This window comes from Bradyrhizobium sp. UFLA05-108, from assembly GCF_059803455.1.
This window is the reverse complement of record NZ_JBANAZ010000069.1, coordinates 23,288-43,970: the sequence shown is the minus strand read 5'-3', so window position 1 is coordinate 43,970 and position 20,683 is coordinate 23,288. Positions and strand designations below refer to the sequence as shown.

At 61.0% G+C, this 20,683-nt stretch carries 23 protein-coding genes; 15 read left to right on the top strand and 8 right to left on the bottom strand.

Translation table 11 applies throughout. The features are described 5' to 3' along the window. Positions 1-341: 341 nt before the first annotated feature. Positions 342-1,025, bottom strand: coding sequence for an alpha/beta hydrolase (locus SO140_RS36165; protein ID WP_449379683.1), 684 nt, complete (start codon positions 1,023-1,025; stop codon positions 342-344). A 300-nt stretch (positions 1,026-1,325) separates the two neighbouring features. Next, the gene (locus tag SO140_RS36160) at positions 1,326-2,237 is read right to left on the bottom strand and encodes a LysR family transcriptional regulator (RefSeq protein WP_449379728.1); all 912 of its coding nucleotides are present in this window, start codon (positions 2,235-2,237) and stop codon (positions 1,326-1,328) included. A gap of 100 nt (positions 2,238-2,337) precedes the next feature. Here SO140_RS36160 and SO140_RS36155 point away from each other — a divergent pair, with 100 nt between their 5' ends. The 6 genes from SO140_RS36155 (at position 2,338) to hemA (ending at position 6,407) form a co-directional block, all read left to right on the top strand. Beyond that, positions 2,338-3,177 (top strand): SDR family NAD(P)-dependent oxidoreductase, encoded by an 840-nt coding sequence (locus SO140_RS36155; RefSeq protein ID WP_474799203.1) that lies wholly within the window; start codon positions 2,338-2,340, stop codon positions 3,175-3,177. 47 nt (positions 3,178-3,224) lie between these two features. Further along, positions 3,225-3,503, top strand: a complete 279-nt coding sequence (locus tag SO140_RS36150) for a hypothetical protein (RefSeq protein WP_449379685.1) — start codon at positions 3,225-3,227, stop codon at positions 3,501-3,503. Positions 3,504-3,601: 98 nt separating this feature from the next. Continuing rightward, positions 3,602-4,321, top strand: coding sequence for a hypothetical protein (locus SO140_RS36145; protein WP_474799201.1), 720 nt, complete (start codon positions 3,602-3,604; stop codon positions 4,319-4,321). A 140-nt stretch (positions 4,322-4,461) separates the two neighbouring features. Then, positions 4,462-4,632, top strand: coding sequence for a hypothetical protein (locus SO140_RS36140; protein WP_474799199.1), 171 nt, complete (start codon positions 4,462-4,464; stop codon positions 4,630-4,632). Continuing rightward, entirely contained in the window at positions 4,629-4,838 is a 210-nt protein-coding gene (locus SO140_RS36135) for a hypothetical protein (protein WP_449379688.1), read from the top strand. The genes SO140_RS36140 and SO140_RS36135 overlap by 4 nt, the downstream gene beginning before the upstream one ends. 339 nt (positions 4,839-5,177) lie before the next feature. Next, the gene (gene hemA, locus SO140_RS36130) at positions 5,178-6,407 is read left to right on the top strand and encodes a 5-aminolevulinate synthase (protein ID WP_474799197.1); all 1,230 of its coding nucleotides are present in this window, start codon (positions 5,178-5,180) and stop codon (positions 6,405-6,407) included. Between the two features lie 62 nt (positions 6,408-6,469). Here hemA and SO140_RS36125 read toward each other — a convergent pair whose 3' ends face one another. Next, positions 6,470-6,808, bottom strand: coding sequence for a hypothetical protein (locus SO140_RS36125; RefSeq protein WP_474799195.1), 339 nt, complete (start codon positions 6,806-6,808; stop codon positions 6,470-6,472). Positions 6,809-7,058: 250 nt separating this feature from the next. On the opposite strand from SO140_RS36125, the gene SO140_RS36120 reads away from it, so the two are divergent. Together SO140_RS36120 and SO140_RS36115 are read left to right on the top strand one after the other, a co-directional pair. Beyond that, on the top strand, positions 7,059-7,292 hold the full coding sequence (locus SO140_RS36120) for a hypothetical protein (protein ID WP_449379690.1): 234 nt from the start codon (positions 7,059-7,061) through the stop codon (positions 7,290-7,292). Positions 7,293-7,440: 148 nt separating this feature from the next. Beyond that, positions 7,441-8,298 (top strand): COG3904 family protein, encoded by an 858-nt coding sequence (locus tag SO140_RS36115; protein ID WP_474799193.1) that lies wholly within the window; start codon positions 7,441-7,443, stop codon positions 8,296-8,298. Between the two features lie 17 nt (positions 8,299-8,315). Here SO140_RS36115 and SO140_RS36110 read toward each other — a convergent pair whose 3' ends face one another. The 3 genes from SO140_RS36110 to SO140_RS36100 all read right to left on the bottom strand — a co-directional run bounded on the left by SO140_RS36110 (position 8,316) and on the right by SO140_RS36100 (position 9,824). Further along, on the bottom strand, positions 8,316-8,483 hold the full coding sequence (locus SO140_RS36110; protein WP_449379692.1) for a hypothetical protein: 168 nt from the start codon (positions 8,481-8,483) through the stop codon (positions 8,316-8,318). A 418-nt stretch (positions 8,484-8,901) separates the two neighbouring features. Then, the gene (locus tag SO140_RS36105; RefSeq protein ID WP_449379693.1) at positions 8,902-9,258 is read right to left on the bottom strand and encodes a hypothetical protein; all 357 of its coding nucleotides are present in this window, start codon (positions 9,256-9,258) and stop codon (positions 8,902-8,904) included. Between the two features lie 41 nt (positions 9,259-9,299). After that, positions 9,300-9,824, bottom strand: coding sequence for a DUF302 domain-containing protein (locus SO140_RS36100; protein ID WP_449379694.1), 525 nt, complete (start codon positions 9,822-9,824; stop codon positions 9,300-9,302). Between the two features lie 41 nt (positions 9,825-9,865). On the opposite strand from SO140_RS36100, the gene SO140_RS36095 reads away from it, so the two are divergent. From SO140_RS36095 to SO140_RS36085, 3 genes are all read left to right on the top strand, one after another. Further along, positions 9,866-12,721, top strand: coding sequence for an ATP-binding protein (locus SO140_RS36095; protein ID WP_449379695.1), 2,856 nt, complete (start codon positions 9,866-9,868; stop codon positions 12,719-12,721). Positions 12,722-13,302: 581 nt separating this feature from the next. Further along, positions 13,303-14,148: a helix-turn-helix transcriptional regulator gene (locus SO140_RS36090; RefSeq protein WP_498543807.1), complete on the top strand. Its 846-nt coding sequence runs from the start codon at positions 13,303-13,305 to the stop codon at positions 14,146-14,148. Positions 14,149-14,216: 68 nt separating this feature from the next. Next, positions 14,217-14,879, top strand: a complete 663-nt coding sequence (locus SO140_RS36085) for an SDR family NAD(P)-dependent oxidoreductase (RefSeq protein WP_449379696.1) — start codon at positions 14,217-14,219, stop codon at positions 14,877-14,879. Between the two features lie 105 nt (positions 14,880-14,984). Here SO140_RS36085 and SO140_RS36080 read toward each other — a convergent pair whose 3' ends face one another. Beyond that, on the bottom strand, positions 14,985-16,760 hold the full coding sequence (locus SO140_RS36080; RefSeq protein ID WP_474799187.1) for an adenylate/guanylate cyclase domain-containing protein: 1,776 nt from the start codon (positions 16,758-16,760) through the stop codon (positions 14,985-14,987). Between the two features lie 366 nt (positions 16,761-17,126). On the opposite strand from SO140_RS36080, the gene SO140_RS36075 reads away from it, so the two are divergent. From SO140_RS36075 to SO140_RS36060, 4 genes are all read left to right on the top strand, one after another. Beyond that, on the top strand, positions 17,127-18,077 hold the full coding sequence (locus SO140_RS36075; RefSeq protein WP_449379699.1) for an MBL fold metallo-hydrolase: 951 nt from the start codon (positions 17,127-17,129) through the stop codon (positions 18,075-18,077). A gap of 71 nt (positions 18,078-18,148) precedes the next feature. Next, positions 18,149-18,901 carry an SDR family oxidoreductase gene (locus SO140_RS36070; protein ID WP_449379700.1) on the top strand — a complete coding sequence of 251 codons (753 nt, stop codon included), beginning with the start codon at positions 18,149-18,151 and terminating at the stop codon, positions 18,899-18,901. A 193-nt stretch (positions 18,902-19,094) separates the two neighbouring features. Further along, positions 19,095-19,484: a cupin domain-containing protein gene (locus tag SO140_RS36065; protein WP_449379701.1), complete on the top strand. Its 390-nt coding sequence runs from the start codon at positions 19,095-19,097 to the stop codon at positions 19,482-19,484. Positions 19,485-19,515: 31 nt separating this feature from the next. Then, positions 19,516-20,103 (top strand): aldehyde dehydrogenase family protein, encoded by a 588-nt coding sequence (locus tag SO140_RS36060; protein ID WP_449379702.1) that lies wholly within the window; start codon positions 19,516-19,518, stop codon positions 20,101-20,103. 203 nt (positions 20,104-20,306) lie between these two features. Here SO140_RS36060 and SO140_RS36055 read toward each other — a convergent pair whose 3' ends face one another. Next, a complete protein-coding gene (locus SO140_RS36055) occupies positions 20,307-20,660 on the bottom strand; it encodes a hypothetical protein (protein ID WP_449379703.1) in 354 nt (117 codons plus the stop codon). Positions 20,661-20,683: the final 23 nt, after the last annotated feature.

Sequence of the window (20,683 nt, the reverse complement as noted above, 5' to 3'; positions counted from 1 at the left end):
TCATTGCAACACCACGGAGTTCAGAGTGTATTGGCCATCATTTCAGGGCATCCTGACGACGCTCTCCTGCAAGCTTCTGAGACCGGGTCTCGCCACGGCGATCTTCGGTGCGGCTGACGATGGGCTGCGGTGCAGTCTGGTGGATCAAGCCGCTCCGGAATCATTGAGGTCCATTGCTAACGGGATTCGCAGGCGGGCTCGTCCGATCTAACACTGCGATCGTTCCGCCCTACATTCATCATCAGTACCAGCGTCAACTTCGGCGAGGTCAAAAAGCCGACGCCTGCAGATGCATCTAAACGGCAGACAAGGTCTGCCTGCGATCCCAATTTTCCCGAGTCTCAAAGAGACGACGCCGCTTTGGCGATGAATTCTGCAACGACATCGGGCTGAGAAAGCATCGGCACGTGCGAGCTTTCCAGCACGAGGGTCTCGGCACCCATTCGCTTCGCGGAATCGCGCTCGACTCCAGGAGGAATGGTCTCGTCTTGGGCTGCGACGATGTACCAGTTTGGTTTGGAGCGCCAAGCTGCCTCGGTGACCTTGTCGCCGAAGCACTTCACGGCCGGCGGGCCTTGGGTCGCGTACACGATATCGGCCTCGTCCGACGGAATGTCCTGTACAAAGTGCTTGCGAACCCCCTCGGGAGTCAATGCGACATAGCCTTCGCCGTAAGGCTTGATTTCGGCTGCGCCCGGCGCGGGCGTATAGTCCTTCCACCAATCAGCGAACGACTGACCGCTATCTGGCGCGCCAGCCGCGACATAGACAAGACCCTTCACCTGAGCATGGTTGCCGGCTTCCGTAATGACGGCGCCGCCCCAGGAGTGACCGACCAGGATAACCGGACCTTCCTGCATCCCGATGACTCGGTGAGCAGCAGTGACATCGTCAGCCAAGGAGCTGAGAGGATTTTGAACGGCGATCGCCTTCAGCCCGCGCTTCGTGAGCAACGGAATGACCTTTGCCCAACAAGAACCGTCGGCAAAAGCGCCATGCACAAGAACGATGTTTTTGATTGCCATGATACTACTCCTCCGCGTTGACCGTCATTTCCAAAGCATGCCGACCAATGTGGCGGTCGTGTACCGGCACTATCGAACAGCAGCGAGCATTCGGGCAGTTAAAAAAAGTAAAACGTCGCAGGCCTGGTTCAGGCCGCCTAGTCCGGGCGGCAGGCTTGGCAATGTCCGAGTCATTCGCGGCTGAAGCGATCCAGCAACCTAATTCGGTCACGTCCGCTGTGCCGCCGAAAGCGGAAGTAAGCTGGCATTCGCCAAGCGCGCATCAATCTGCATTGGCTACGCGCCAATGAGCTCCGCGCCTTAGACAGGCGGCTGGAGCTCCGCGAAGACTTTCTTCAGTCTCGGCGCCGCAAAGTCGAGGAAAGCACGGACCTTGATCGGCAGAAACCGGTTGGCTGCGTACACGAGATTAACCGGCAGCGGTGCCGGCTGGTATTCGTCGAGCAAGCTCGTGAGGGCTCCGCGTTCAAGCGCGGTCTGGAAGTGATAGGTGAAGGCGGAGGTAATTCCGATGCCGGCGCACGCGGCGTCGCAGGCGGCCTCGGCGCTGCCGACCACGAGCCGCGCATGCACGGGCACCGCGACCGCCACTTTGTCCTTGAAGAATGTCCAAACATCAGGGGACATGAAGCCTGCATAAGTGATGCAGTCATGCCCGGCGAGATGGTCCGGCGTGCGCGGTGTTCCGTGCGCTGCGAGATAGGCGGGACTGGCGCAAACCATGCGACGCATCGTACCCAGGCGCACCGCCATCAGGCTGCTGTCGGGAAGAGTGCCGATGCGGAGCCCGATGTCGATCTGCTCCTGAAACAGACTCTGCACGCGATCTGCGAGGAGAAGACTGGCCTTGATATCGGGGTAGGCCTTGAGGAAATCCGCCAGGATCGGGATGAGGTAAGCGCGGCCAAGTCCGACCGGAGCTGTCAAGATCAGCTCTCCGGTCGGAGCAGAATATTCGCCGGAGGCGGCGCGCTCGGCCTCGGTCACATCCGCCAGAATGCGCTTACAGGCAGCAAAATAGGAGCTGCCCGCGTCGGTCAAGACCAGTTTGCGGCTCGACCGGTTGAACAGCTTCGTCCGCAGATGGGACTCGAGCTCGGAGACCTTGCGGCTGACCGTTGGCAATGGCGTTTTCAATTGCCGCGCCGCGGCCGACAGGCTGCCGGTTTCGACCACGGCCAGGAAGGTCGACATCGCGTCCAGACGGTCCATCGGCTCCTCTTCCATATTTTGGAAGGATAGCTCTCGATTTTGCCAGATGGCGTCAGATTTCGGAAGGCCTTAGGTGTGGACGGCATAACGGAGAACGTCCATGAGCACCACCAACAAAGGCACCGCCCTCATCACCGGCGCATCGGCAGGCATCGGCGCTATCTACGCCGACCGTCTGGCCAAGCGTGGTTACGACCTGATCCTGGTCGCCCGCGACAAGACTCGTCTCGCCGGCCTGGCGCAACGCTTGAGAAACTCGACCGGCCGCTCCGTCGACACCGTCGCAGCCGACCTCAACGACAAGGCGGATCTCGCCAAGGTCGAGGCGATCCTGCGCGCGAATGCGGACATCACGCTCCTGGTCAACAATGCCGGCGTCGGAGCCACGGCACCGCTACTCAACGCCGATATCGAAAAGATGGACGACATGATCCGTCTCAATGTCGGTGCGCTAACCCGATTGACCTATGCAGCGGCTCCGGGCTTCGTCACGCGCGGCAAGGGCACGATCATCAACATCTCGTCGATCGTCGCGATCTCTCCGGAAACGCTCAATGGCGTTTACGGTGGCAGCAAAGCCTACGTGCTGGCTTTCTCGCTCTCGTTGCACCACGAACTCACCGAGAAAGGCGTGCGCGTCCAGGCCGTGCTGCCTGGCGCGACTGCGACAGACTTCTGGGACGCCGCCGGCGTGCCGCTCCACCATCTCCCTGCCGCGATCGTGATGTCCGCCGGTGACATGGTCGACGCCGCATTGACCGGTCTTGACCAGGGCGAGGTCGTCACCATTCCGTCTCTCGCCGACAAGGTCGACTGGGACAGCTACGAGACCGCGCGCCGCATGATGTCCGGCAAGCTCTCAAGCGCGGTCCCGGCTCCCCGATACAACGTCGGCGCCACCACCCCCACGTCGAAGGCTGCTGTCACATCGACGCACTGACCCAACGCCCACCGTAACCAGGAAGTAGAACCAAAGGAGATGCACCCATGAAACGTCTAGTCTTGTTTGCCGCCCTTTCGGCCGCCATCGCAAACGGAGCCGATGTGGCTGCGGCTGCCGAGCTTCCGACTTATGAAAGGGCGGGCTTTCCGATCACCGCGCTCCAGATTTCCATTCTGGGCTCCGCACACGTTCAGGAGACCCCCTCCGTCCCCACGCTGACGCTGCGTGGCATGCCTGCCTCTCCCAATCAGATCGCGGTCTTGACGGCGGGTAAAGGGAGCAAGCCGCAAAGCCCACAACAGAGAGCCGAGGCGACGCGCTAGAGCCCGCCGGATCGGAGGGCAACCAGGGATCGGGAGAGGGCCGTGCAGTTTGATTTCGAAATGCCGGCGATCGCGCTCGAGGATTGGAAAGGAAAGCCATGAACGAGCTATTGGCGAAAGTTCTGGATGCGCATGGCGGCCTTAAGCGCTGGCGCAGCTACGACAAGGTTGAGGCCACCATTGTCAGTGGCGGCGGCTTCTTTCCCTTGAAAGGCGTACTACAGGATGCAAATCCGCGCCGCATGACCGTATGGCTGCACGAGGAGCGATCGTCAGTCGCCCCTTATGGGGCGGCGGATCAGCGGACCATGTTCACTCCCGATCGCATCGCCATCGAGAAGCTCGATGGTGCAGTCGTTGCCGAGCGGCGCATGCCCAGGGATTCCTTTGCCGGGCACCAGATGCATACGCCCTGGGACGCTCTGCACCGTGCCTATTTCAACGGCGAAGCGCTGTGGACCTACCTCGCCACACCCTTTGCCTTTGCAATGGACGGCTTCCACGTCGAGGAGACTGTGCCCTGGCAAGAGAGGGAGGAGACATGGCGAGTGCTGCGTGTCCATTTTCCGGGCTCGATCGAGACGCATTGCCAAGTTCAGGATTTCTTCTTCGACGAAAAATTCGAGCTTCGCCGCCACGACTACAGCGTCAATATCGCCGGCGGCTTTCCCGCCGCACAGCTGATGCTGGAATATACTGAGGCGGGCGGCATTCGCCTGCCGAGCAAGCGTCGCGCATACACGCGCGGTCCCGACCGGCGCCCGATCCTGGATATGCTGATGGTGTCAATCGACATTAGCGAGGTCGCCTTCTCTTAGGCTGCTCTTAAGCAATCTCGGCCGACCCGGATGTCACGCGCTTTTTATCTCTTCGTTACCTCCTGAGGGGCTTCAACGTCGGCGCCAGGGACACCAAGTCTCCACAAGAAATGATGGCCATAATTCAATAGGAGCATGCTATGGGTGAGGTTATTCGATTTGTTTCAAAATCCGAGCGCGAGCGTATCCGCCTCATTCGAGAAGCTCGTGCGATATATGAAAGCGTCTTCCCGTCAGATGCTCCCGACAGCGAGCAGGGCGACCAAAGGCCGGCGGTTCACGCGATCAGTGGCGGGGATCTGCTGTCGTGATCAAGATCATTGCCGTGCTTTGCAGCCTGTCCTCTCCGACAAACTGTTACGAGCAGACCGTCACCACCTCGGACTTCGCTAACGTCTCCGTGCAGTCGTGCCTGATGGGGGCACCGCAGCTTGCCGACTGGATGAAGGAGCATCCGGCCGAGCGCCTTGCCGGATGGCGGTGTGTGATCGGCAAACAGGGAGGCCGGGGAGCTTAGGGTGAAAAGGCGGATCACGTCTCATAACGGATGTGATCGATGCACCGGCCTACGCATTCGCTAAGATTTGCTGAGATTTACATTGCTTCACTCGCGTCGACGTTCCTTGTCGGATACCAATTTGCCTCGCGGAGACAGACAGCTTCGCAACTGCTTGGCCTCGGCGCCCCCGTCCCTTCGCCGTGGCTCGCCGCGGCCGGTCCTTCCCCTCCCGAGGACCGGCCGCCCCCTTCGCAAGGCCTGGATAGGTGACCGCGCCGGATCGGAGAGAGGCACGGCGGCTCGTTGGATCGGGGAAGTCCCGATCGCCGAGCACAAACCGGACGGAGATTTTGCTCCATGACCCATGATCATTTTTTTTCCGCCGCGCTTGCTCGCTTACACACCGAACGGCGCTACCGCGTGTTTGCCGATCTCGAGCGCACCGCCGGGCGTTTCCCGTATGCGATATGGCATTCCCCGGACGGCCCACGCCCGGTCGTGATCTGGTGCTCGAACGACTACCTCGGCATGGGCCAGCATCCTAAGGTAATCGGCGCCATGGTCGAGACCGCGACCCGCATGGGTGCTGGCGCGGGCGGCACCCGCAACATTTCCGGTACCAGCCATCCGCTGGTCGAGCTCGAGCGGGAACTCGCCGACCTGCACGGCAAGGAAGCGGCGCTGGTCTTCACCTCGGGGTACGTCTCCAACGAGACCGGCATCCCGACGATCGCCAAGCTGCTTCCAAACTGCGTAATCCTGTCGGACGCCTGGAACCACAATTCGATGATCGAGGGCGTGCGGCGTGCCGGGGTGGAAAAGAAGATCTGGCGCCACAACGACATCGGTCATCTCGAAGAATTGCTTGCGGCGGAGGCACCTGAGCGGCCGAAGCTGATCGTATTCGAGGCGCTCTACTCGATGGACGGCGACGTCGCACCGGTGAGCCGCATCTGCGATCTCGCGGAGCGCTATGGCGCCATGACCTATATCGATGAGGTCCATTCGGCTGGCATGTACGGTCAGCGCGGTGCCGGCATCGCCGCGAGGGAAGGGGCCTTGCATCGCATCGACGTGGTCGAGGGCACGCTGGCGAAGGCCTTCGGCTGCCTCGGCGGTTACATCGCGGCGAGCGCCGACATCATCGATGCGGTGCGCTCCTATGCGCCGGGATTCATCTTCACCACCGCGCTGCCGCCGGCGGTCTGCGCCGCTGCTACCGCTGCAATCCGGCACCTCAAGACGTCGCAATGGGAACGCGACCGCCATCAGGACCGTGCCGCGCGGGTCAAGGCTGTGCTCAACGCAGCAGGTCTGCCGGTAATGCCAAGTGAGACACACATCGTGCCTGTCATGGTGGGTGATCCGAAGAAGTGCAAGGAAGCGAGCGACCTCCTGCTCGCCGAGCACGACATCTATGCGCAACCGATCAACTATCCGACCGTTCCGCGTGGTACCGAACGGCTGCGCATCACGCCGACGCCCTACCATGATGACGCACTGATCGATGCGCTCGCTGAAGCGCTGGTCGATGTATGGGAACACCTTGGCTTGCCGCTGCGACACCGCGCGCTCGCGGCGGAGTGACTCCCCATCGGGAATTTCGCGAAATGTCTGGGCTCAGCGCCTCAATTTCGCTGCGCGGTCCACTAGCCCGAGCATCGCGCGTTTCCTGAATAGCCACTCCACGTCCCGCGGCCAGAATTGCCCGAGAGCCTGCCCGCGCCGGAGGCGAATTTATCCTGAACGGTCACCGACGCCCGGACTATGCCGGAACGCGCCACGTAGCCTCTGAACCCGACTAGATTCGGATGTGTCACTATTCCATCCGTGATGTTGACCGTGAAATCATAGGTCGCGTCACAAGCGCCTCTTTGCGTCACGAAAATGATGTCCCAGGATCCGTCGTATGCGGAGCGGGCTTGAGCGACGGAGACGAAGGCGACAAGGCAGCCCGCGGCTGCCACACAGGTGAAAAGTTTTTTCATTGTTTGCTCCAAGTTGTCATCGCCCACATGGTGGGCCGCATCGTATCGCGGCAGGTCCGAGTCGGATCAAAAGCGCTTGTCTGAAAGCCGGCCAAGTCTCGGGTGGGCAGACCTAAACTTAGGTGTGCTCTTCTGAGCCATTGGGCTGTACGCGATCGACCTCTGTGCAATGGCTTGCTTCTCCTCTCGTGCCTACGCTCCGGGTGTTAATCGCCCGATCCATCGAGCGGCAAATCGAGGAGTCACAGCGATGAGAATCATGGACGCAACCGCATTGTCAGGTTGGGCTCGCAGGACGGCTGAGTCAGCCTCCGACCTCGCCAGCGTCGTTCGCAACCTGATTCTGGACGTGCGCGACAGTTACCGGCCCGAGCTGCACTACATGCGCGGCCCTGGTCCGAAATGGCGCGCCAAGCATCAGCCCTGGCTGAAATTCGATCCTCTAGCAGTCCCGCCAGGCGGGCAGCACCACGTGTCGCTGTAGGTACGCCGCCGCGACGCGGCCCCGCCCGACTCGATAGTCAGGCCGAGGTTACGGTATCATGCTCATCTCGCGGGCCGAATCCTCGGAGCGCCTCCGCATCTCCGATCCAATCTCCGCTCGCGCTCGTTCGGCGGAAATCCGAGGTTGGATGCTGCTCATTGGCGCGGCTCTTTGCATCGCATTGGTGGCTATGCTGAGCGGTTCGGCGCATGCCGGCGAAGACCGCAAATTGCCAATGAAGTTTAGCTGGGTCGCCTGCCAGCCGAATTGCCGGGGCTGGATCAGCGCTGTCGGCATCGTGACCTCCGCCAGTCCAAGAGATTTCGATGAATTCGCGCGCGGCCGACAGCTCGGCGGCGTGGCCATCGTGCTGGTTTCCAGCGGCGGTTCGGTCAACGACTCGATGGCGCTTGGTCGGCGCTGGCGCAGTCTCGGGGCGCTGACCACCGTCGGCGTCAGCGTTCAGACCAACACCGCGCAGAGCGATCCTGTCAACATGACGCCCGTGGCCTATTGCGAGTCGATGTGCGTGTTCCTGCTTCTGTCGGGCAAGACGCGTTACGTGCCAGAGACTGCCCATGTTCGCGTGCATCAGATATGGATGGGCGACCGCGCCAACGACGCCAGGGCCGCGAGCTACAGCGCAGATGATCTAACAATCGTGGAACGCGATATCGGGCGTCTCGCCAAATACACCTTCGAGATGGGTGGCGCGGGCGAGCTGTTGTCGCTTTCGTTGAACGTGCCGCCCTGGGAGGATCTGCATGAGCTGTCACGGGACGAGTTGCGACTGATCAATCTCGTCAACACCAATATGGTTGACCAGCCGGTCAGCCCCAGCGCCGCGGCGGTCGAATTCAAGCCCAAGCCAGTGCAAGAGCGCTTCACAAGCGGTGCCGTTGCGACTGAAACATATTCGGAGGCGGCGAAATCGATCAACTCGGCTGAACCCGCCGGGCGGATGGGCGGCGTGAGGGCGGCAGCTGTCGTGCCCTGGCAAGAGTAGCACGCAGCCCGCAAACCCTAGTGAATCTTGATCACTTCCAGAGGAAGTCGCAACTCTGCGGCCCGCTCGTCGCGATCCTTTTTCCGGAACTCGTTCTCGCGCCGCTCGAAATCAACTAGCTCCTTGTGAGCCGCTTCAAGAAGGCGGTCACGTGGCGTCGTTCCTGGTTGATCGCGTTCCGTCATATTTTGCCCCGTCTCCTTATACCTAACCTAAGTCATGAGGTCGGGCCCGCAAAGGCTCAGTGACGTAAGATTACGGATTTATGACGGCGATCAGAGGAAATCCTTGCCCTGTGCAGGGCTTCGTTCGCGGTCCGTTCGGTGGGATCATCCCCTTGAGGACTCGAGGAAGCTTCGCCGGGAGAGAGACTGCGGGCCTGGCGAGTTCGGAAGTGTTGGGCGGCGGTGCGCGATAATAAGGGCCCAGCGCGGCGGTGTTGGAGACTCTGGGGGCGGCGTCATCTCTTGCTACCGCAATCAGCGAGCCTCCCGGCACATTCAAACTGCACTCCGACGACGGGCATCGCGAATTTCAGTCCTCGAATGGGACGTCAGAAGTTTTTCGACGCAATCGGTGCAGACCGAACATCGCCCGGACCCGTTAGCAAGGATCGTGGGATCCGCAAAAAACGCCCTTGCTGATGCTCTGCGCTGTTTGGGCTCCTGCGCTCAGAACCGCTCGAAGCCGAACGACGAGTTCGCAAGCTCGCTTGCCGTCCACGGCGATACTGTTGAGGATCTCTCGCACTTCTTCCAGATCCGGCGGTTGAACGCGCAACCATCGTGACCCAGCCTGTGCACCCATGACCATCGCCGCGATCGCGTCGATGATCTCGTGCAGCTCTGCATCAAAGGGCCGCGCGATATTCGCCGGTGTCTGCAAGGGTGTTTCGTCTTCGGCGCTTACCCTTTCCTCTAACGGGATGTCGCGTTGGACTATTGGTTGTGTGATAGTCATCGGCGTGCTCCGAAGTTTAGTCCTTGAACTGCCATTGGACGTCAGGTTGCGGTCGTTGCCTTGCTTGCGATCGCCTGCAATGCGGCAGCCATGGCGTTGACGGTCGTATCGTTTGCACCGTCCACGCCATGGTGGTGCGCAAGAAACGCTGGATCGTTGTAAGACAACCACGTGGTGCCCGATGCGTCCTGCCAGACCAGGGTCTTCAGCGGCAGATCTATGCCGATCATCTGATTCGACTGCATCAGCGGTGTGCCGGTCTTTGCATGGCCGAAGATCAAGAGTTCCGTGGGCCGCAGCGGGAGCCCCGCGGCGGTCGCGCCCGCGGCGTGATCAATATGGGCAAAGACGGTCATTCCCCTGGCGCGGACCTCGGCCTCGAACCGATTCATCGTTTCCTCGGGTCCGTTGCGACTTTCGATCGTAATCAATCCATTTGTGGTCATGGCTTTGCGGCCCAGAGAATGTTCGATGACTGACCCTATCCTCACGGACTGCATTTCTCCTTGAGCCAGTTCTGAAAAGTCCTGAAAAGCACTGTGCGGGAACCGCAGATTGTCCGGCAAAGCCGTCCGAAATGGCCTTAAAATGCCCGAAAGGAGTACAGATGCGAGGCCAGGACCGACAGCCCGTTTACAGGTCGGGCGCTTGGGAAATCGATCTCGCTCGCCGCGAGATGCGGCTGAACGGCGTTCCGGCTGACCTTGGGAGTCGGGCGTTTGAAATCCTTGAGACGCTGGTCCAGTCGGCGGGCGAGCTGATCGATAAGTACGATTTGATGAATCGTGTGTGGCCCGGAGCAGCGGTTGAGGAAAATACGCTGCAAGCTCAAATCTCCGCCATACGCAAAGCGTTGGGTCCCGACCGGGGACTCCTGAAAACGATCGCGGGTCGCGGCTACCGATTGCTGGGAGATTGGGTCATTCAGCAGGAGGCCGTCGCCGCGGTGGGCATGCCGACTACCGAACCAATTCAAAGCCATGTAACAAATCTCACGGCCCCAACCAATGCATTGATCGGCAGAGCGGCTGCCGAAATCCAGCTATCGGAGCTCCTTTCGACCTATCGAATGGTCACCATGACGGGACCAGGGGGTATCGGAAAGAGTGTCCTCGCGCATGCGGTTGCGCGCAGCCTGCTCGCGACTTTCGGAGGCGATGGTCTGCTCGTGGAACTGGCCTCGCTATCGGACCCCGCGATGGTGCCGCTCGTGGTCGCGGCAGTTCTAGGCCTCACGCAACGTGGCGACGAGGTTTCCGTCGAAACGATCACGCGTGAAATTGGTACAAAGAAACTTCTGTTGGTGCTGGATAATTGCGAGCATCTCATCGAAGGGGCTGCGAGGCTGGCGGAAGCGCTCGTACGTTCCTGTCCAAATACAACGATACTGGCGACGAGCCGCGAGGTACTGCGCATCGATGGCGAGTACGTCTATCGCGTTCCTCCACTCGATATTCCGGGACAAGAGAAAGGTGGAGATCGGGATGTCCTCGGATATAGCGCAGTGCAGCTTCTGGTGGCGAGGACAAAGGCGTTGAATGCCGACTTCTCGCCGAGCGCGGAAAATCTTCAACTAGTCGCGTCGATTTCTCGTCAGCTCGATGGCATCCCACTTGCCATCGAATTCGCGGCGGCCCGCATCGCGACGCTTGGATTGCAGCAGGTCGCGGCGCGCCTGCACGATCGCTTCAATCTCCTGACCAGCGGCTTTCGAACGGCACTGCCGCGGCATCAGACTCTGCTCGCGACCCTCGACTGGAGTTATGAGTTGCTTTCGGAGACCGAGGCCCGAGTGCTACGCCACCTCGCGGTATTCAATGGCAATTTTTCCCTCGATGCTGCTGCCGCGGTGACGGCAGATATGGACGCGACGGCCGCAGACATGCTGGCTGGACTGGTCGTTAAGTCGCTCGTCGCCGCAGACTTTCAAGCCGGGGACGATCACTATCGTCTCCTGGACACGACGCGCGCCTACGCGCTCGAGAAACTGCGGGCTGTGGGCGAGTATCGGGAAGCCGCACGTCGTCATGCGGAATATTTCCGGGCTGCCCTCCTTCGGGCCGAAGCCGAGAGTAATTCCTTGCCGCAAGCCGATTGGCAGAAACGCTACGGCCGATATCTCGGCAATGTCCGTGCGGGCCTCGACTGGGCATTCTCTGCGGACGGCGATTTGCAGGTCGGCGCTGCGTTGACTGCCGCGGCAGTACCTTTATGGGTCCACCTGTCACTGTTCGGCGAATGTCGCGAGCGTACCGAATTGGCGCTCGCGCGGCTGGATGATGGCGCTACCGGCGCAACACGCCTGCGCATGCAGCTCTCGGCGGCGTTAGGCTGGTCGCTGACCTACAGCCAGGGACGTGCGAGAGAGACGGGTCCGGCCCTGGCGAACACCCTCGAATTGGCGGAACGGCTCGACGACAAGGACTATCGCCTGCGTGCGCTGTGGGGCCTGTGTGTCGATCAGTTCAACAATGGCGAATTTCTCAAGGCGCTCGAATTCGCTCAGCGCTTCACCAGGGCGGCAGAGGACACGGCCGATCCGACCGACTCGATGCTGGGCGATCGCCTTCTCGCCGTCTCGCTGCACTTTCTCGGAAACCAGAAGGATGCCCGCAATCACATCGATCGAGTGGATGTGTCTCTCGATCGCCTGGTAGGAAGGCCCAGGATTTTCCCCCTCGATCTTCGCATCTCGACGCACTATTTCCGTGCCCGCATCCTGTGGCTGCAGGGTTTTGCGGGTCAGGCGCTACGGCTTGTCGAGCGCAACATCGAGGAGGGGCGCGCGAACGGCCACGCCTTGACTTTCTGTAGTGTGCTGGGACAGGCCGCGTGCCCGATCGCTTTTTGGGCCGGCGATCTCGACGCGGCGGAGCACTACGGTGACGTGTTGTTCGAGCACACCGAACGCCACGCGATACGACTATGGCGGCTTTGGGCTGGTTGTTTCAGGGGGATGGTCATGGCGAAACGGGGTAACGTCGACGCCGGACTGGCGCTCTTGCGCAGTGAAATCGGTCGTGCGGGTGACGCCAGGCTCCTGCCGCGCTTCCTGCTTCCGCTGGGCGAGCTCGCGGTCTGTCTCGGTGAAGCAAATGAAATCGATAACGGACTTGCAGCGGTCGATGAAGCCTTGGCGCGCTGCAAAGCCAGGCACGAAGAGTGGTACGTCCCGGAGTTGTTGCGCATCAAAGGCGAACTGATCCTGAAGGGGTCACCACACCGATCCGCCTCGTCAGCAGAAGCATACTTCTCCGACGCGCTCCATCTGGCAAGGCAGCAGGGCGCGCTCTTCTGGGAGTTGCGAAATGCAGTTAGCCTCGCGCGTCTCTGCGCTGCACAGGACAGGAAGGCCGAGGCGAGGCAAATCATTGCACAGGTATGCGAGACGCGCGGAGACAGCCTCCAGATTGCCGACGCTCGCGAGGCAAGAGCGCTGCTTGATGGACTTGATACCAAGTAACGATCGGGCAACGTCGGGTTCGAGGTTTTCCGCCAAGCCTCGGCAAAACTCGCCCGACATGGAGCGGTTGTGCCGGCAAGCTAGACGGGCGCATTCGCGCTGTCAGGCGCTTCGTGGGGAATGGGAGACCAGCAGCTCTTGGGGGAAAGCGGACACTAGGCCGGACCCGCAAGCTGGCATTCTCAGATCACGGGACTGATAGCGCTCTCAAAGGAGAGTCAGCGTTGTTGTCCATCCGCAACGGCGTCACTCAACAAGAACCTTTGTAGCACCGGCACTCGTTTCGAAAGCAACAGGCCGCGACCGTTCGCCGCATTCGATTGCAATTCGGTTGGACAGGGGCGTGTGATGGCGGCTTGAGCATGATCAGGCAAAGCACAGCCGTTTTGGGAAAGACGTCGAACCTGTTGAGCGGGTAGAACGTGCGCCGAACGCTCAACGAAATGCCCCTCAACGGTGAGGACAGATCCATGGGCAGCAAGCCAATCCTGCGCGATCGTTCGCAGAACAATCACCCAGACAGGTCCCAGCCACAGCAAAGCGATATCCCGATCGGCGAGTGTCCGCATGCCGATGCGGAAATGACACGCGTGCTCAAGATGGTGCCACTGCGCATGGCTTCAGACCCATCCAGCGGCGTGATCACCTTCTGGAGGCATGATCCCCTGCACGACGTCGTCCGGCCCATGGCCGACCACGTCATCATGACGTTCCCTGCCGAGCCGGTGAAGTTCGAGCGCCGTGACGGTAGAGCGTTTGTGCACGGAATGACGCGTCCCGGGGCCGTGACGGTCATTCCGGCCGGTTCAACTTCACGATGGGACATCTACCAGCCTTTGAGTGTCCTTCAGCTCTATCTTCCGCAGACAACGCTCAATCGCGTTGCCCACGAAGCCGGCACAACCGCGCCCGGCGACCTTGTCGAGCGAACTGCACATCCTGACCCCATCACATCCCGCCTGCTCCTGAGCGCGGCCGACGCCCTGGAAGGCTGTGCAGCGCTGGATACGCTGTTCAGACACCAGCTGACGGATCTTCTGGCTACGCGCCTGCTCACGGCGTACGGCGGCTCACCCGCAACGATCCAGCCGGTCATGGGCGGACTGTCGCCCAAGGTGCTGGGTCGCGCTCTCGAACGCCTGCGTTCGGACAGCGATGCGGACCTATCGCTTGCCGCGCTGGCTTCGGATGCAGGCTTGTCGCGCTTCCACTTCTGCCGCGCTTTCAAGGAAAGTACCGGGCTGTCGCCGCATGCCTGGCTGCGCCAGCACCGGCTCGAGCAAGCCAAGAGCATGCTGCGTGACACCGACGTGTCGGTGGTCTCGGTCGCAGTAGCGCTCGGCTATTCCTCCCAGACCGCCTTCGCCGCAGCGTTCAGAAAGCTGACCGGTGAAACGCCGAGCGACTGGCGAAGACGCATGCGGTGAACACCTTTTTGCGCCGACGCTGGGCTGGTGAATGGCAAAGGCGAGGTGCTTACAAAAAGGAACAAGAGATGAAAACATTTCTCAGCATCGGAGCGGGCCCGGGAATGGGCTTCGCGACCGCCGAACGCTTTGCCAGAGAGGGTTTCCAAGTGGTTTTGGCCGCTCGAAACGTCGCTAAGACACAGGAGTTGACAGAAAGACTAATAAACAGGGGGTACAAGGCCAACGCTCGCAAAGCGGACGCAGGCGATCCGAGGAGCGTCGCGGAACTGATCGCTGAGGTTCAGCAGCAGCACGGCTCAATCGACGTCTTGCACTACAATGCCGCATCCGCGCGCAAGGCGACCCTCTCTGAACAGTCGCGCGACAGCTTCAACAGTGATCTTGCCGTGAACATCGGAGGGGCGCTTGTCGCTGCTCAGGCGGTCGCTCCGAAGATGGGGGAGCAGGGGTCCGGTGCGATCCTGTTGACGGGAGGTGGCTTCGCGCTCGCTCCCAGCCCGGACTATCTCTCGGTCAGCATCGGCAAGGCCGGGATTCGTGCTTTGGCTCGCGGACTTTTCGAATCGTTCCGAGAAAAGGGAATTCACGTCGCGACGGTGACCGTCTGTACCTTTGTTTCCCCGGACTCGCAGGAGGCCTCATCGGTGGCCGAACAGTTTTGGCAGCTGTACAGCCAGCCGAAGGACTCCTGGACCGTCGAAGCGAGCTACCCCCCTGCGAGCGCATGACAGGAAGGCGATTCCAGGTGTTGCGACATCACCACTAAGGCCTGCCGGCAAGAGGCCAACACATCGCGACGTAGGATCACGCGAGAGCGGTCGCACAAGCCGGGATCATGCGGGCAACCCCGCGTTCCGAAGGCCCTCCAACACAAGCGTCGAGTTTGTTTGGCCGCCCCGGGCGATCCAAGCCGATATCGTGAAGTCGGGATCGACTTCGAGCAACTGCGCCGCCGCCTCGCGAGCTTCAGCGTCACGCCCGAGATGGGCTAAAGCGGACGTGAGGCAACAGTGAGCCCCCGAAAAGGAGGGGCACTGACGAAGGGCTCTCTTCCCTGCGGCGATAGCCTCGTCAAAGCGACGCAGCTCAATCAGGGCCTGCCCCATACCAGCAAGCATCAGGTGCAGCCGCGGGTCTACTGGGCTCATGCGAATGGCCCGTTCAAAGCTGGGAATCGCTTCCTCGGGCAACCCTGCAATCCTATAGACTTGGCCTCTGCAGCTCCATGCCACAAATGAATTTGGGTTGAGTACAACCGCGCGGTCAGCCATTTCAATTTCACTTTCTCGATCGCCGACCATGTAGGCCGATGTCACCGCGGCCACTGCCACCACATCCGGATCATCATCGTTGATGCTCAATGCCAAGCGAAGCAGCCGAATTGCTTCCTCCCGGTCGAATTGAGCATCGACCGCATAGCCCAAAAGGACGTTTTGCATGTGACCGGCACCTGCGAGGGCCGCGGCCAGGCTGCACCCAGGGTCCAGCTCCAAAGCGCGATGAGCCAATCTTATCGCCTCTGCCAACCCTTCACGGGTCGTCAGGTAGAATTGCGACATCGCTCGCAGATAAAAATCATAGGCGGTGAGGTTTTCCGGTCGCCGCCGCGCCGCCATTGCAATTTCTGTCTGTAGCAATTTTGGCTGAATGGCCGAGACAACGGCGACGGTCACTTCGTCCTGCAGAGCGAAAACGTCGGTCAGGTCACGCTCGAACCTGTCGGCCCATAGGTGCGCGCCCGTCACAGCATCAATCAACTGGCCTGTGATGCGAACCTTCCCTGCCGCCTTGCGTACCGACCCCTCAAGGGTGTAGCGCACGCCGAGCCTGCGTCCGACCTCCTTTATGTCGACGGCTTGGCCCTTGAAGGTGAAGCTCGAATTGCGGGCGATTACGAACAACCATTTGAAACGCGACAGCTCTGTGATGATTTCCTCAACCATCCCATCGGCAAAATACTCCTGCTCCGGATCTCCGGACATGTTCTCGAACGGAAGCACTGCAACGGAAGGCCTGTCGGGCAGTGGAGGCGCGCTCTCAGCCTCGACAGCACGCGCTGGAGCAGCCTCACTCGTTTCAATCGACGCACCCACCTGATAGGCCCTGATTGGCTCTTGAATGTTCTTTACCTGTTGAACGCCGAGGTCCGTAAAGGTGATCGGCAGGACCTTGCGTACCTGTTCATATGTCGCACCGGAGATGCACGCCGCTCCGGGCCTTGCAATGGACTGCATCCGAGCGGCGATGTTCACGCCGTCTCCAAACAAGTCGCCAGCCCGGACCATCACGTCGCCAATGTGAACCCCCATGCGGAAGGCGATGCGGCTATCAGGCGAGAGGCTTGCGTTGATCTCTGCCAGGGCGGCCTGCGCATCCACGGCACACTGGACGGCATCCACCGCACTCCGAAATTCGGCGAGCACACTGTCACCCGCCGTGTTGGCTATGCGGCCCCTGTGCTCCTCAATGAGTCTATCGAGGATCGCCCGTCGCTCGGTGAGTCCCTTGAGCGTCCCGACCTCATCGACACCCATGAGCCGGCTGTAGCCCTCCACGTCTGCTGCGAAGACAGCCACAAGCCTCCTGGTGATGTCTGAAAGGTCTGACATACGGGGCCCCAATGCCACCTGTAGGGGCAGTCTGGGGTGGCGAACGCACGTCCGTCAAGCGGCCGTAGTGATCCAAGCGTGCGACATGTGCTTGCGGTGCGCCTCACAGGCTCCCGGTCGCAACCGGACGGCATAGCCGCTTGCCCGCCTAGCGGAGGCGCATGCGTTAGCAGCAATCGCTCTATAGCGACGGCAATCGCTCTGGCGCAGTCGCAGGTCAAGTTCGATAGACCATCTCGGTGACAGACCAGCAATGAGCGTGTCACCGGTCTCTGAACACCTCTCCAACATTGACCGCGCTTCCCACGCGGGAAGCGCGGTCCGCCTAGGATCAAACGCCAAGATCAAACGCAGGAGTTTTCAAGGATGAACGAGATGATCCGCAATACCCAGGACGAGACAAACATGAGCCTGAATATCACCTCACACCCCGGTGGACCGGCGCCCGACGAGTTGGTTCCGTCGCGCTACGCGCTCAAGGTCGGCGAGATTGACGTACTGGTGGTCAGCGATGGGGTGCTAACGCTGCCGGGCGCGATGTTGGCCCACAACGCCGAGCCGGCCGTCCGGGCAGCCTGGCTAAAGGACAATTTCCTGCCGCCGGACGCGTTCGATTGGGCGCTGAACGTGGTCCTGGTGCGTAGCGGCGGCCGGACCATTCTCGTCGACGCCGGGATGGGGGTGGAGTTCCCATTGCCGAGGGCCGGGCAATTGGTCCACCGATTGGAGGCCGCTGGGATCGATCTTTCGTCCGTGACTGACGTGGTGCTCACCCACATGCACATGGACCATGTTGGCGGGCTGCTCATCGAAGGCGTGAAGGAGAGGCTGCGTCCGGACCTGCGGATCCATGTGGCCGCCGCCGAGGTGAAGTTCTGGGAATCGCCCGATTTTTCCCGCGTCTCCATGCCGCCGGGTTTCCCGGACGCGCTTCGGAAGACGGCCAAGCGGTTCTTGAACGAATACCGCAGCAAATTTCACACGTTCGAGGCGGAGTACGAGGTGGCGCCGGGAGTCGTCGTCTGTCGCACCGGCGGCCACACCCCCGGGCACAGCGTGGTCCGCCTGGCGTCCGGCGGCGACCGGCTGACGTTCGCCGGCGACCTCGTGTTCACGGTCGGATTCGAACACCCCGACTGGTACAACGGCTTCGAACATGACCCCGAGGAGGCGGCCCGCGTTCGTATCAGTCTGTTGCGGGAGCTGGCGGCGAACCGCGAGCTGCTGGTGGCCACTCACATGCCGTTCCCGTCCGTCGGCCATGTCGCGGTCGCTGGCGACGCCTTTCGTTGGGTACCGGCCACCTGGGACTACTGACCGCTTGCAGGGCTAGGGCCGGGCTACCAACTCAGAAGCCAAGCGCATCTAACGACAATGGAGGATCAAACATGAAGATCGTCGTGATCGGCGGCACCGGCCTGATCGGCTCGAAGACCGTCGCCATTCTGCGCCAGGGCGGCCACGAGGTCCTGGCCGCCTCGCCTCAAAGCGGTGTCAACACCATCACCGGCGAGGGGCTCAAGCAGGCCATGGCAGGCACACAGGTGGTGATCGACCTCGCCAATTCGCCCTCATTCGAAGACAAGGCAGTGCTGGAGTTCTTCGAGACCTCTGGCCGTAACCTGCTCGCAGCAGAATCCGCAGCGGGCGTCAGGCACCATGTCGCACTATCGATCGTCGCAACCGACCGGACAGACAATGGCTATTTCCGCGCCAAGGTCGCCCAGGAGAATCTGATCAAGTCATCCGGCGTCCCATACACGATCGTCCGCGCAACCCAGTTCATGGAATTTCTCCGCGGCATCGCCGATTCAAGTTCGGATGGAAACAAGGTCAGGCTCCCGCCGATCCTGTTCCAGCCGATCGCGGCGGACGACGTTGCTGCCAATGTTGCCGACGTGGCACTCGCGCCGCCGCGAAGCGGTATCGTGGAGATCGCCGGCCCGGAGCGAGCGCCGTTCAACGAAATCATTGCCCGCTACCTGAAGGCGGTTGGCGATCCGCGCGAGGTCCTGAGCGATCCCGAGGCCCGATACTGGGGCGGCCGGGTCGACGAGCACTCGCTAGTGCCATTGGGCGAGGCGCGCCTCGGCCGCATCGGTTTGGACGAATGGGTCCGCCGCTCACAGGCAGCAGCCTGATGCCGCATCGCAACTACAGCATGATCCGGAAAAATGCGCAGCGGTTTTCCCTCGCGACAAACGCGGAACGTGTTTGCGCGGAGATCATGCTCAAACAACAAACTAAAGCGCGATGACGATTCATCCCATCTCATCGCGCCTTAGGCCCGCTCTGCTACGAGCGGGCCTCGGGCGACGAACGAAAGAGGCGACTATGACAAACAAACTCGTTGCGTTGGCTCTGCTGTGCTTCATGACCGGCACTGCGGTTGCTGAGGAGGCTAAGGTCACGCCACTCATGTCCAAGGATCTTCCGGAAAGCCCCGGCAGGGAAGCCCTGATGATCACGGTCGAGCATGCGCCCGGCGGATCAAGCGCTGTTCACCGACACAATGCCCATGCGTTTGTTTACGTGCTGGAGGGCTCCGTCGTGATGCAAGTGAAGGGTGGACAACCGGTAACATTGACACCAGGACAGAGCTTCTATGAAGGCCCTGGCGACGTTCACGTCGTCGACCGGAACGCAAGCGACACAAAGCCAGCGAAATTCCTGGTGGTTTTGATCAAGGACAAGGGCGCGCCGGCGCTCGTGCCTGCACAGTAGTCGGCGGCGCATCATGATATTGGGTGTGACCTTGGCGACGTTCACGATGGTCCATGTGATCATCAGCCTGATTGCAATCGTGGCAGGCCTGGTCGTGATGTTCGGGATGCAGGGCATGCAGGAGAAGTTCGTGGTCGGTCCGATGATCAACAGGACGGGCTACAACAAGGTGGTCGAGCTGGTGGAGAGCGCGAGGAGGAGCGGAGCCAAGGTGGTGCTTGGCGGCAGGGCTCACGCCAAGGGTGGCCTGTTCTATGAGCCGACCATTCTCAGCGGAGTGGATGATGGCATGAGGGTGGCCCGGACCGAGACCTTCGGGCCCATCTTCCCCATCTACCGCTTCGAAACAGAGGAAGAAGTGGTGAAGCGAGCGAACAGCACCGAATATGGCCTGGTTGCCTACGCCTATACGCGCGAACTCGGCCGGGCTTTCCGCCTATCCCGAGAAATTGAGGCCGGAATGGTGATCCTGAACTCGGGTTCGGTAGGTACCGCATCTGTCCCGTTCGGAGGTGTCAAGCATTCGGGCTACGGCTGGGAGGGGAGCTACTACGGAATCGAGGAATATCTGGAAGTCAAATACGTGCTCATGAGTGTCCTTGGCCGCCAGGAACGGTAGGGGGTGTGCGGCGGGCAGGCGCGGTGCATGCGCCCACGATGAGATTTGTTCGAGATGGATCGGTGTAAGTTTCGCCGAAATGCTGTCAAGCAGACTCGAAAGCTCGGCGACAATTCCGATCGGAAGGCGACCCGTCGTGAGTGACCGTGCGTGAGACGGCTAAACGGCTCGCCCTTGCTAGGGCGACCGTCGATCGGCCGATTTCATACGGCGTCCGCAGGTACGAAGCAGCTGATCACGATGCCACCGCGGTGATGCACATACCACACCACGGCTTCGCCAATGGGGTTGCCACGGTCGCGGATTATGGCACGCTCCGGTACCGCCATCCAATGGCCCTCGATCGGAACCCAATAGGCGCCTTCGCGAAAATCATATTCTGTGCGATGGCCATCGGAGATATCGCAGCAGGGCACGCCATTTGGCGCAATCACACTCTTGAACCAGGCGCGGATGTCCGCGGGAACGTTTTCGTATTGCCCACTGTCGGATGCGAAACTTGCCCGCCCCAGCGCGAGCAGGGACACCAGCAAGGCGATCTCGGCTGACTTTCGCATGCAAGTCCTCCACGGCGCTATGT

What these genes read in the sequence shown, in the direction of transcription:
- SO140_RS36165 (WP_449379683.1), bottom strand. Translation starts at nt 1,025, where the DNA reads ATGGCAATCAAAAACATCGTTCTTGTGCATGGCGCTTTTGCCGACGGT.
- SO140_RS36160 (WP_449379728.1), bottom strand. Translation starts at nt 2,237, where the DNA reads ATGGACCGTCTGGACGCGATGTCGACCTTCCTGGCCGTGGTCGAAACC.
- SO140_RS36155 (WP_474799203.1), top strand. Translation starts at nt 2,338, where the DNA reads ATGAGCACCACCAACAAAGGCACCGCCCTCATCACCGGCGCATCGGCA.
- SO140_RS36150 (WP_449379685.1), top strand. Translation starts at nt 3,225, where the DNA reads ATGAAACGTCTAGTCTTGTTTGCCGCCCTTTCGGCCGCCATCGCAAAC.
- SO140_RS36145 (WP_474799201.1), top strand. Translation starts at nt 3,602, where the DNA reads ATGAACGAGCTATTGGCGAAAGTTCTGGATGCGCATGGCGGCCTTAAG.
- SO140_RS36140 (WP_474799199.1), top strand. Translation starts at nt 4,462, where the DNA reads ATGGGTGAGGTTATTCGATTTGTTTCAAAATCCGAGCGCGAGCGTATC.
- hemA (WP_474799197.1), top strand. Translation starts at nt 5,178, where the DNA reads ATGACCCATGATCATTTTTTTTCCGCCGCGCTTGCTCGCTTACACACC.
- SO140_RS36125 (WP_474799195.1), bottom strand. Translation starts at nt 6,808, where the DNA reads ATGAAAAAACTTTTCACCTGTGTGGCAGCCGCGGGCTGCCTTGTCGCC.
- SO140_RS36120 (WP_449379690.1), top strand. Translation starts at nt 7,059, where the DNA reads ATGAGAATCATGGACGCAACCGCATTGTCAGGTTGGGCTCGCAGGACG.
- SO140_RS36115 (WP_474799193.1), top strand. Translation starts at nt 7,441, where the DNA reads ATGCTGCTCATTGGCGCGGCTCTTTGCATCGCATTGGTGGCTATGCTG.
- SO140_RS36110 (WP_449379692.1), bottom strand. Translation starts at nt 8,483, where the DNA reads ATGACGGAACGCGATCAACCAGGAACGACGCCACGTGACCGCCTTCTT.
- SO140_RS36105 (WP_449379693.1), bottom strand. Translation starts at nt 9,258, where the DNA reads ATGACTATCACACAACCAATAGTCCAACGCGACATCCCGTTAGAGGAA.
- SO140_RS36095 (WP_449379695.1), top strand. Translation starts at nt 9,866, where the DNA reads ATGCGAGGCCAGGACCGACAGCCCGTTTACAGGTCGGGCGCTTGGGAA.
- SO140_RS36090 (WP_498543807.1), top strand. Translation starts at nt 13,303, where the DNA reads ATGACACGCGTGCTCAAGATGGTGCCACTGCGCATGGCTTCAGACCCA.
- SO140_RS36085 (WP_449379696.1), top strand. Translation starts at nt 14,217, where the DNA reads ATGAAAACATTTCTCAGCATCGGAGCGGGCCCGGGAATGGGCTTCGCG.
- SO140_RS36080 (WP_474799187.1), bottom strand. Translation starts at nt 16,760, where the DNA reads ATGTCAGACCTTTCAGACATCACCAGGAGGCTTGTGGCTGTCTTCGCA.
- SO140_RS36075 (WP_449379699.1), top strand. Translation starts at nt 17,127, where the DNA reads ATGAACGAGATGATCCGCAATACCCAGGACGAGACAAACATGAGCCTG.
- SO140_RS36070 (WP_449379700.1), top strand. Translation starts at nt 18,149, where the DNA reads ATGAAGATCGTCGTGATCGGCGGCACCGGCCTGATCGGCTCGAAGACC.
- SO140_RS36065 (WP_449379701.1), top strand. Translation starts at nt 19,095, where the DNA reads ATGACAAACAAACTCGTTGCGTTGGCTCTGCTGTGCTTCATGACCGGC.
- SO140_RS36055 (WP_449379703.1), bottom strand. Translation starts at nt 20,660, where the DNA reads ATGCGAAAGTCAGCCGAGATCGCCTTGCTGGTGTCCCTGCTCGCGCTG.